This is a genomic window from Candidatus Methylarchaceae archaeon HK02M2 (assembly GCA_024256165.1).
Taxonomy (GTDB): Archaea; Thermoproteota; Nitrososphaeria; order Nitrososphaerales; family JACAEJ01; genus HK02M2.
On record JAKLZG010000052.1, the window covers coordinates 1 to 10,542 of the forward strand.

Here is a 10,542-nt window from a genome sequence, read left to right on the forward strand (position 1 = left end):
TCTATTAAGCCCTTTCTGTATAAAGCAAAAGCCTGTCTAGCTATCGAAGTAGTGCCGAAATATTCATGTAATGTACCCCAACTACTTTTTTCTACTAACAATGTTCCATCTAAGTCGAAGGCGACAAGCTTGTACTTTTTAACCAATATAACTTACCTTTGAGCCACAATTGTATTTCTTAAGATTAATAAAGAGCCTTAAAGATTTACCTTATATGCGGGTGGTTTACCCTCCGTTCCGCAATATAAACCCCAAAAGGGATTTAAATGGTACAAAACAAAGATGTCTGGAATGGTAAAGAGCTGATTTGGTCAGGTGATGGTAAGACCTTCCTAAGAGGGGTCGGAGAAAGTTACCTTTCTCACCCCTTCTTTGAGGAAGCCTATAAGAAGCTTTTGTCAGATTATAAGCCAAAGATTAATTACAGTCTCTGCCTTTTCCTTCCTTGTTCTTATGGAAAGCCTTACTCACAGTCGTTTATACATTACATGATTATAAAATCCTTAATGAATTTAAAAGATAGATATTCTAAAGTGCATCAAATTATATTGACAAATGCTGGTATAGTCCCAAGAGAGTTAGAAGATTATTATCCATTTTGCTGCTATGATTGGAACCCTAAGTTTGAAAATCATTATATTAAAGATATTTATGTGGAGATTCTTTTTAAAAGGCTCAGGGGCTTCATCCTAAAATTTAAAAATTTTTATAAAAAGTTCGCATGTTATCTCAGATGGAATTCCGACACTCATAGATCAGTAAAGATGGTCGAGAATAATCTTAGCATTGAAATCCCCAACTTTTCTCTAAAGTATATGCCAAAATTAGAATTAAAAGATATTTATAATATATATCATGAAGAGGATTTTGTACTAATAACGCCAAAGAATCTTTGTAACTTAGTTCAAAAAGTCGAGGAGAATATCTTTTGATAGGAGTAACTTATGATCGAAGGGGAAAGAGGATTATAGCAATTCTAAAGGGGTATGTTTGCTCTTGGAATAAATGCACATTCTGCTGCTTTTACGAGGATGCTGCAAAGAACTTTACTGATTTAATTTTGACGGCAAATGAGAATCTTTTAAAGATTAAAGAATTGATGAAAGAAAAGCCAGTAGAAAGATTGTCCTTCTTCAATGGAGGCTCTTTTTTAGAGTTACCTCCTAACGTGATCTCCGATCTATCCCAAGTGACAGAACAGAAAATAGTAGATATAGAAAGCAGACCAGAGTTTCTTGATTTAGATAGTATTCGCACTTTATTTAGGATACTAAATCCAAGAAAACTCGTGTTAAGAATCGGCCTAGAATCGATTTATGATAAAATAAGGAACGGTATATTGATGAAGGGTATAAGCGATATAGAAGTGAAGAGGATAGTTAAGCTTAGAGAATCAATTAAAAATGAATTCGATAGAAAAGTAGATTTCATAACTTATGTGCTCTTTGGTATAGTAGGCATAGATGAGCAGAGTGTTATAGCAAGTGTAAAGGAATTCAATAAATATTTTGATGGGGTAATCTCGGTTAGGTACAAAGCATTTCGCAAATGGATGCCAAAAGAGATAGAGTTCACACAAAGCTTGATCGAATTTTTACGAACCAATTGTCTGGATGTAGATGTGACGGAGTCTGAGATATGGAGAATGAATAGTAGCAAAATGTAGGAGTGTATATAGAAATATCTATGTAGGGTAAAGTGAATGGGTCGAGTTACTTTTTACTCAGAAAATCATATGATATTTGGTAACTTTGATTTACCTTATGAAAAGGCGCCCTGTATCATTTGTTTACATGGTTTGGAAAGTAGCAAGGATAGTAGAAAGTGGTTGGCTTTTACATCTAGACTATATGACGAAGGTTATGCATGCTTAAGATTTAATTCTAGGGGATGTGGAGAAGGATTAGAAAAGAGCGAAGGACAGTTTGAAAACACCAATTTAACAGTAAGAATAAAGGAATATAGATCATCTTTAGACTTTTTAAATAATGAGCAAAAAGTTGAGATTAGCAGACTAGGTGTAGTTGGAAGCAGTTTTGGAGGATTGGTAGCCATAGCAGCTAAAGATAAGAGGATTAAGGTTATAGTCACCTTGGCCTCTCCTTATAAAATCCCAATTTTCAAGAAACCCGTTATCCATAAGGAAGTAAAGAGATTTAAAAAAAGCTTTTATGAAGACCTAAAAAGGTATAATCTACTCAAAGCTGTAGAAGACTCTCCGCCTCTCCTTATTATTCACGGAGATTCAGATGATATCGTCCCCCTAGAGCATGCGTATAGATTGTTTGAAGCCGCATCAGAGCCGAAAAGGCTTGAAGTTATAGAGGAAGCAGACCATATTTTTTCAAAACCTCAACATTTGAAGAAAGTAATTGACCTTACATTGGAATGGTTTAAAAAGCATCTTTGACTAGAAATCTTTAGTAGATTTGTCTTTAAGCTTGGTAACTTGATTATTTTTTGCTCTTGCTCTAACCTTTACAACTCATAATAAAACTATTATATTGTTAAGAATACACCATATCATTAATAGGCTATACCTTTATGATTATGTAACACAAGCTCTATTTAATTCTCATATGGGTAATAATAATTTTAAATAGGTTTAATTTATAATAATGTGAACTTATTATATTGTTAAGAAGATTAACTTGAGCAATATGGAAAAAAAAGAGTCGTCCAATATAGACTTCCTTAAAGATTGTGAAGTAGGCTTTTTACTTATCCCTGTTAAAGCAATAATCAAACAAGGATTACCTCCTTTAGAAATCGGATCATTATCCCTGCCAGAGACTAACGAGGGAGATTTAATAGAAGTTCCGAGATGGATCGCAGAAGTAATGGAGCAGATGAATTTCGCCGAAATTCAGGAAGATAGTTTTGATATCGAACTTTTTAAAGCTTTAAGTAGGGAACGCATTCAGACCTCCTCACAAATTTCTAATTTGAATAGTGATTTCTTCCAAAAAATGAGGAAGCAGATAAGTTTAAAGAAGTCTATGACAGAGAGCGATTTGAGCTTAAAAGGAGATTATGAGAAGTTTTTAGCTTCAGCTTACGATCTTATTGCGTTGAGGACAAGCAAGCTCGTACAGTTGGCATGTTTACCATCTCTGTCTCCAGATTTGGAAAAAAAGTTAACTCCAGAAGAGAAGAAACTGTTCAAACTTATCAATTCTTTAGTTAAAGATTGGAAGAAAACTATCTTGGGTGAGTGATATGAGTATAAAGACCCTTTCTAAGATATCAGATGAATTAGAGAATTTTCTAAAGACTTTCAAGGATGAAAGTGGAAACCTGAAGTATAGGAACAGGATCTCACAGATGGTTTCAAGTAGTTTAAGGTCTTTGATCGTGGATTTTGGAGACATCCAAATATATGATGTGGATATGTCTAATAGACTCATAAATGAACCTGATGAAGTGCTCCCTAGTTTCAATGAGGCAGTCTTTAAGGCTTTAAAAAACGAAGCTCCTGGTTATGCAAAAACAATTCGAGAGAGTCTACCTGAAAAGGCTCGAGAGAGTCTGCCACTCATACAAGTAAGAATTAGAAACTTGACCGAAAAGCTTTCTTTAAGACAAATAAACACTGAATACCTTGATAAACTAGTCTCGGTTACTGGTATGGTAGTTAGAGCATCAGAGTTAAAGCCTATGATTGTAGAAGCAGCCTTCAAGTGTGGCAATGGACACCTTACATACATAAAACAATCGGGTATAGTATTAAAGGGACCCAAAATTTGTGATGAGTTCAGTTCTGGTTGTAAATCTACGAAGTTCGATTTAGACATAAAAAATACAGTCTTTGTAGACTACCAAATCGTAAGACTTCAAGAACTGCCAGAAGAGTTACCTCCTGGGCAACTTCCTCAAGCTTTTGATGTGAGCTTGCAAGAGGATATAGTGAACACAGCAAGACCTGGAGATAGGGTCATTTTGACCGGTGTAATAAGAGCCGAAGCAGAGTATTCTAGAGGTTCAGGAAAACTAAGGATTTTTAGATCGAAGATCGATGGTAACTATGTAGAGGCAGTAGGTAAGGAGCCTGAGCTGATACAGATAACGGAGGAGGATGAAAAAATCATTAAAGAAATAGCTTCTCAGCCAGGATTTTATGAGAGGCTCATAGAATCTGTAGCTCCAACAATTCATAGTTTCGAAACTCAAAAAGAAGCCATACTTCTTCTTGTTACAGGCTCGCCTCAAAGAATAATGCCTGATGGGACTATAATAAGAGGAGATATCAATGTGTTATTTGTGGGTGATCCAGGAACTGCAAAATCTGAAATGTTAAAGTATGCATCAAGGATAGCTGCCAGAGGTTTATACACATCTGGACGTGGTAGCACTGCAGCAGGCTTGACAGCAGCGGTGGTAAGAGAAAAGACGGGTATGATGATGCTTGAAGCGGGAGCAGTAGTTCTCGCAGATCAGGGCTTGGCCAGCATTGATGAATTCGATAAGATGCGTACTGATGATAGGAATGCATTACATGAAATGATGGAACAACAGACCGTAAGTGTGGCTAAGGGGGGTATAGTCGCAACCTTGAATGCTAGAACATCTATCTTAGCAGCGGCAAATCCTGTATTAGGCAAATATGATCCTTACAGGAATATAAATGAAAACCTGAACCTTCCTGTCCCCTTATTAACTCGATTCGATCTTATATTTGTTTTAAGAGATATCCCCGATAGAGCTCGAGACGAGCGACTTGCGAGACATGTTTTAGAGTTGCATAGGAAAGGGGAATATATCATGGCACCCCCTATTGATTTTAACCTTCTGCACAAGTATATATTGTATGCAAAAAAGATTAACCCAATCCTCACTAGGGATGCTGAGGAAAAGATACTCGAGTACTACCTAGATATGAGAAAGACAGATTCAGAGTCAATGATCACAGTTACACCCAGACAATTAGAATCGTTGATAAGGCTTGCTACAGCCAGAGCTAGAATCATGTTGAGAGATAAAGTAACAGAAGAAGATGCGATGAGAGCAATTTCACTTATGAGAAGGATGCTCGAAACCGTAGGGGTAGATGTTAAAACAGGTAAGAGGGACCTTGGAGTACTACATGGGAGACCTTTAAGTGAGAGAAATCTACTGGTGTCGGCTTTAGATGTTTTTAAGACTCTAGAAGGTCCTAAGAAGAACCCAGTAGAAGGAAGGGTATTCATAGACGAGTTGGTGAAGACAGGAAAGTTCACTCAAGAGGATGCCCAAAGGATGCTCCAGACATTAAATAGTAGCGGTCAGATATATGAAGTTAAGCCAGGCTTCTACAGAAAACTCTAACAATAAAAAAACTATAATTGATATTTAAAAGCATGTTAGCCCTCTCATAAGGAGGTTTAAGGAGTATGGTAGTTGTCTCATCCAAATTAATTATTAACCATTTAAAAGAGCCTAGAGTTCGACAAATGTTTGATCTATTAGAAAACGACATTGAGGTGCAGGGCTATTTGCGAATGTCAAATGTGATGGCAGTGAACAGATTAAAGTATAACGATCACGGCCCCGTCCATTCAAAGATTTCAGCAGGTAGTTCCTTAGAAATCTTTAGTATTTTGACAAAGAGGGTAAAACCTACAACGGTTGAGAACAAAATATGTGATATAGTAGGCGCTCAAATCATTGTGCTATGCGGATCTTATCTACATGATATTGGAAACTCGGTCCACCGAATCGATCATGAGACCCATGGCTGCTATATAGCCAGTCCTATTTTAGACAAACTTCTTTGTAAAGTATATCCCAATAATTCAAAACTTACTCTTAAGCTCAAGTGCGAAATTCTTCACTCTATCTTCTCACATGATGAAGAAGTTAAATGCTTAAGTCTTGAAGCAGGTGTGGCTAAGGTTGCCGATGGAACCGATATGGTAAAGGGAAGAGCTAGGATTCCCTACAAAACAGGGAAGGTAGACATTCATTCTCTCTCAGCCCTTTCTATTAAGAAAGTTGAAATTGAGGAGGGTGATCATAAGCCAGTCCGAATTCTAGTACATATGGATAACCCAGCAGGAATCTTCCAAATAGAACAGGTTATGGGAAGTAAAATAAGAACTTCAGGTATAGAGCACCTTGTAGAGGTTGTTGCCTTAGAAAAAGGTAAGGAGATTAAGACTTTTTATGAATAAAAGATTTTCTGAAATAAGAAACGTCCTCTAATCCTTAATTTTTTGATTAATTTTGTATTTTGCTTCTATTTTGGTATATGCCTAACTGTTGTTCCCGCAATTCTATCACTATATTTTTGATGTGGGTCGCCTTCAGTGGCAAGACCAACTATTAGATCTAAAAGCAGTAGTGCTACATAGATTTTACTAAAATTCCTTATGAAGGTTTTATCGATGCTAGCTCTTTTACCGTCGAGTGTAGTTACATCGAGCTCCATTATCTTCTTACCTAAACTCCATCCATATGCAGATTCTAAAAATGAGGAATATAAAACGAGAATTATACCTGTAAAAAAGGGGAATAGAAACCAATTAAAAAACCATCCATAAAACAATACACCGCTTATTATTATCGGAACTATTATGAACATTAAAAGAATCCAAGAAGCTATAAAAACTATGATGCTGTCAATAATTATGGCAATAATACGCTTGATCCAATGGTCTTGAAGGTTCTTATCAGATCCAATACGGTCTAGACCAGTCCTTGTGGTTAAAAGGGTTGATGGTTCTTCTGAAGGAACTTCTTGAATAGGTACGGGTGTACCACAGACAGAGCAGAATTTCGCGTCTTCAGGAATTTGATTACTGCATTTAGAACAAAATGGCATTTCTTAACCAAAGAAGTTTTTATGATATATAAATTTAAAATTATTAGTCATTCATATTCTATCGTCGCTGGCGGTTTAGGGGAGACGTCCCAATAAACTTCTTTACAACTACATCTCTTGACAATCTCATTCGCTATATTTTTTACTGTTTTTATTGGAATTTCATTGACCGTCGCATTTATCGCATTAATACTTTTGATTGACCTTATAGCAATCACGTATTCTGCTGGACCGACCTCAGAACTGACCTTATACAAAACTCTTGGAATTGAAGTTACTGCTGGTATATCTTTACCTAATTTAATTAAAACATCATAATCCAACTCAATATCACACTCTATACAGAGCGGATGGCTATAGACTCTCTTACCATCTTTCACCCCAGTAACATTTGTGTTTAGAATTTTATATCGGATATTTTCTTTTGTTTTATCCTTTAGTAAAGGTGCGATCTCCTCTTTCCCTTTAATGAATTTTTCATCGAACGTCGCAGCAAATGACTGAAAGGGTATTTGTTCACCAGTCTTCTCATTAATATATAGATTGATACCATATTCTCTTTCTGTATATTCATCAACAATCTGTTCGACAATATCATTTGCCTCCTTTTCGATCTTAAGTTTTTCTGGAGTGATCATACCAACAGTTCTTACTGAGAGACCTGGACCAGGGAAAGGTTGTCTTCTAGAGACGTTTTCTAAAACCTTCGTCTTATATTTAGACCATAAAAATTCTGCAACTCTCCTGACTTCATCTTTGTAAAGTCCTGCAAGAGGCTCTATGATCTTCCTAACTTTGTCAAATCTTAGATGCACATTATGCTGACTTTTAATTCCACCATCTGTCTCTATTATATCTGGCAAGATGGTCCCTTGAGTCATTACATTACAATCAGATTTCAACATCTGTTGTTCGGTTATAATCTCATACGCTTTACGGAACCCTAGTCTTTTCTGTTCTGCATCAGGGATTCCCATGACCTTCTCATAAAAAAAATTCCTTGCATTTATAATATTGAAATTTTTAAAATCAGAGTACTTTTCAGCTATTATCTGGGTTTCTTCTTTTCCCCTTATTTGCCTCATGAATCCTGTATCTATATGTGAAACGTAAAGCCTATCTCCTATCTCCAAGTAAAATAATGTAGCCGTGACTGCAGAATCGACACCTCCTGAAACCATTATCTTGACTTTATCTTCTGGTTTTATATGATCTCTAATGAAATTCCTAACACCTCTCATAAAACCTTCAAGGTCTTCTTTTGGAGTACTTTCTGGCTTTAAGTATCTGAAAATTGTAGCAATTGACATGTCTAATTTACATGTCAATATCTGAGTTTAAATTCATTTTCCTTATTTATAGAATATTTTGATAGTTGCTTCTTTATACTTCTTGCTGTAATTATGCCTATCTTTGGTATTGAGGCAATCTTATCTAAAGGCGCTGATTTTAATTTTTCAAGGTCTGTAAAACCCCTCTTGTACAAAGATCGAGCCCTAATCCTCCCAATACCATCCAAATTGGTTAATGGTATAAGCTCAGATTTCACACCATTTTTAATCCTTTGCATAAGAACTCCGATTTCGGGTAACAGATCTTTTCTGCCTAATAACTTAGAAAGTTCAAAAAGAGAATGAGCCAACCATTCAGCAGTTTCTTTGGCTCTATGTAAGTCTCCTGGCTCTATACCTAGTTTTTCAAGTAATTTGTCTTCACTCCATTCATTTATCCAGCCGTAAAGAACAAGAAGACACCTAAAATTCTCAAAGAATTCTCCATAAATATCAAAATCATGTTCAGGTATTGGAAAAATGAATTCATCCTTGTATTCATTTGTCAACATGAGAGCCTCATCTACATCTTTATTCCTTAATGTAAATTTAGGTGTGAAATCAGGTGAAGTAACTATCAGATGAAGGAGGCCTAAAAGATGAGGCTCATTTTTATTAGCAATATTTAAAGCATCTCTGAACATCACACCCGTAACAGGATCTATGTAAAGTGTAGAGACCCTCCTTCCAAATTCTGTAGCGATGTAAGACTTGCCTCTTTCTCCAACTAAGTCCATATCTATAAGATATTTTAGAGCTCTACTTACCCTTGATTGTATCCTAGTCCGATTATACTGGACAGCTAGTAAAGATTTTGAGAGTATTTTGATAATTTCTGCATTAGTTATTCTAGGTAGGCTTGCTATTGTGGCTAGAAGGTGGGTTCTTAAGGCCGATTCATTATATAACCGTGAGCGAATCGGTTCCGGTTCTCCTTCTATATATTCGTAAAATATTTCTTCAGCATCCATTCGGTATGAAGCCATTATAACAGTCTCTCCAAAATTATCATATTTCGGTCTTCCAGCCCTTCCACACATCTGTTTATACTCTAAGACTGAAATAGGTGCTTTTCCTCCATACTTTGAATTGTATCTCATCAAACTACTTATTACAACTCTTCGAGCTGGTAAGTTAACTCCTGATGCAAGTGTTGGAGTAGCTGCTAAGATTTTGATCAAACCTCTCTTAAAACTATCTTCAATTATGGTTCTATGCTTACTTATGAGACCCGCATGATGAAATGCTGATCCAGTCTCAACAACTTTGGATAAGATTTTACCCAGTTTTGTTCCATTACCTGATGAAATTATTTCTTTTGAGACCCTCTTCAATTCTTTAATCTCATTTTTTGTTAAATATTGTGGAGTGATTTCTGCAGCTTTCAAAGCAAATCTTACAGCCATCTTTCTCGTCTCGGCGAAGATTAATGATTGACCTCCTTCTGTAACAGAATCTATTGCTACATCTATAACTTGACCTCTATTAGTTGGTTTGACCTTTTTTACTAAAGCATCTGAGAACTTTATCTCTCCATACTGAAAAGCTCCCTCAACCAACTTTATAGGTCTCCATCTTATATCGATGAGTCTTGCCGATAACCACTTAGCCAAATCCTTAGAATTATTCACAGTAGCACTCAGAGCAAGAATCTGCGATTTATGTAGTTGAGAAAGAATCTTTGCTACTATCATCTCAAGAGTGGGCCCTCTGTAATCATCGCCAACGATATGAATTTCATCGGTTATGAACAGCTTTACAGAATCTATCCACTGAACACCATGGCGAAGGATCGAATCAAATTTTTCATTCGTCAGAATTAAAATATCGCCCGCTCTTAAATGCCTACCGGATGAATCGTAATCCCCAGTTGAGATCATAACTTTCACATTCTTTCCATTGAGTTTTGTTAATCTCTTGAAGGCCTTGAATTCATTATATTTTTCATTTGCAAGGGCTCTTAGTGGGGTAAGGTAAACTACCTTTCCTGAGCCTTCTAGAACTGTCTTCCCAGCTGCTAGCATAGCAACCAGAGTCTTTCCACTGGCAGTAGGTGTCGTAAGAAGTAGACTTTGACCATCTAATACACCCGACTTCACTGCTTTTTCTTGAGGGGGGTACAGAGTTGAATAACCAAGAGATTCTATTAGATCTACCAATTTTTTTGGGATTGGGAGTTCATTTATCTTCAAATTACAGAGCCATCACCATTAAAAGGTTGAAGCCTATTCATAAATATGAAGAATAAAACTTTATCCTAATACCCGAATTAAGAGGAAAAAAATTGGGGGTGGATTACATTTTACCGATTCTATAGACCGTGGTTCCACATACCGGACATGTACCCTTAACAGCCGGTCTCTTGTTCTTTAATGTCACTTGTTTTGGGTCTTTTATCTCCCTTTTCTCTTT

At 36.3% G+C, this 10,542-nt stretch carries 9 protein-coding genes; 6 read left to right on the forward strand and 3 right to left on the reverse strand.

The window, feature by feature from the left end:
- The first annotated feature begins 266 nt into the window (after positions 1 to 266).
- The 6 genes from L6N96_04195 (at position 267) to L6N96_04220 (ending at position 6,149) form a co-directional block, all read left to right on the forward strand.
- Positions 267 to 932 carry a DUF5591 domain-containing protein gene (locus tag L6N96_04195; protein MCP8323360.1) on the forward strand — a complete coding sequence of 222 codons (666 nt, stop codon included), beginning with the start codon at positions 267 to 269 and terminating at the stop codon, positions 930 to 932.
- Positions 929 to 1,666, forward strand: a complete 738-nt coding sequence (locus L6N96_04200; GenBank protein ID MCP8323361.1) for a hypothetical protein — start codon at positions 929 to 931, stop codon at positions 1,664 to 1,666. The genes L6N96_04195 and L6N96_04200 overlap by 4 nt, the downstream gene beginning before the upstream one ends.
- 36 nt (positions 1,667 to 1,702) lie before the next feature.
- Complete coding sequence (locus L6N96_04205) at positions 1,703 to 2,410, forward strand: alpha/beta fold hydrolase (protein MCP8323362.1); 708 nt, start codon at positions 1,703 to 1,705, stop codon at positions 2,408 to 2,410.
- Between the two features lie 250 nt (positions 2,411 to 2,660).
- Entirely contained in the window at positions 2,661 to 3,218 is a 558-nt protein-coding gene (locus L6N96_04210) for a DNA replication complex GINS family protein (GenBank protein MCP8323363.1), read from the forward strand.
- 1 nt (position 3,219) lies between these two features.
- Complete coding sequence (locus tag L6N96_04215) at positions 3,220 to 5,304, forward strand: minichromosome maintenance protein MCM (GenBank protein MCP8323364.1); 2,085 nt, start codon at positions 3,220 to 3,222, stop codon at positions 5,302 to 5,304.
- Positions 5,305 to 5,369: 65 nt separating this feature from the next.
- Complete coding sequence (locus tag L6N96_04220; protein ID MCP8323365.1) at positions 5,370 to 6,149, forward strand: HD domain-containing protein; 780 nt, start codon at positions 5,370 to 5,372, stop codon at positions 6,147 to 6,149.
- Between the two features lie 65 nt (positions 6,150 to 6,214).
- Here the strand turns inward: L6N96_04220 and L6N96_04225 are convergent, their stop codons facing one another.
- Genes L6N96_04225 through L6N96_04235 form a run of 3 tightly spaced genes read right to left on the reverse strand, consistent with a single transcriptional unit; the run spans position 6,215 to position 10,322 of the window.
- Positions 6,215 to 6,799 carry an RDD family protein gene (locus L6N96_04225; GenBank protein MCP8323366.1) on the reverse strand — a complete coding sequence of 195 codons (585 nt, stop codon included), beginning with the start codon at positions 6,797 to 6,799 and terminating at the stop codon, positions 6,215 to 6,217.
- Positions 6,800 to 6,846: 47 nt separating this feature from the next.
- The gene (locus L6N96_04230; protein MCP8323367.1) at positions 6,847 to 8,109 is read right to left on the reverse strand and encodes a hypothetical protein; all 1,263 of its coding nucleotides are present in this window, start codon (positions 8,107 to 8,109) and stop codon (positions 6,847 to 6,849) included.
- Positions 8,110 to 8,123: 14 nt separating this feature from the next.
- A complete protein-coding gene (locus L6N96_04235) occupies positions 8,124 to 10,322 on the reverse strand; it encodes a DEAD/DEAH box helicase (GenBank protein ID MCP8323368.1) in 2,199 nt (732 codons plus the stop codon).
- Between the last annotated feature and the right edge of the window lie 220 nt (positions 10,323 to 10,542).

Excerpts from the sequence above, each read along its gene's own strand:
- L6N96_04230 (MCP8323367.1), bottom strand. The coding sequence starts at position 8,109 with ATGTCAATTGCTACAATTTTCAGATACTTAAAGCCAGAAAGTACTCCA.
- L6N96_04225 (MCP8323366.1), bottom strand. The coding sequence starts at position 6,799 with ATGCCATTTTGTTCTAAATGCAGTAATCAAATTCCTGAAGACGCGAAA.
- L6N96_04205 (MCP8323362.1), top strand. The coding sequence starts at position 1,703 with ATGGGTCGAGTTACTTTTTACTCAGAAAATCATATGATATTTGGTAAC.
- L6N96_04220 (MCP8323365.1), top strand. The coding sequence starts at position 5,370 with ATGGTAGTTGTCTCATCCAAATTAATTATTAACCATTTAAAAGAGCCT.
- L6N96_04210 (MCP8323363.1), top strand. The coding sequence starts at position 2,661 with ATGGAAAAAAAAGAGTCGTCCAATATAGACTTCCTTAAAGATTGTGAA.
- L6N96_04215 (MCP8323364.1), top strand. The coding sequence starts at position 3,220 with ATGAGTATAAAGACCCTTTCTAAGATATCAGATGAATTAGAGAATTTT.
- L6N96_04195 (MCP8323360.1), top strand. The coding sequence starts at position 267 with ATGGTACAAAACAAAGATGTCTGGAATGGTAAAGAGCTGATTTGGTCA.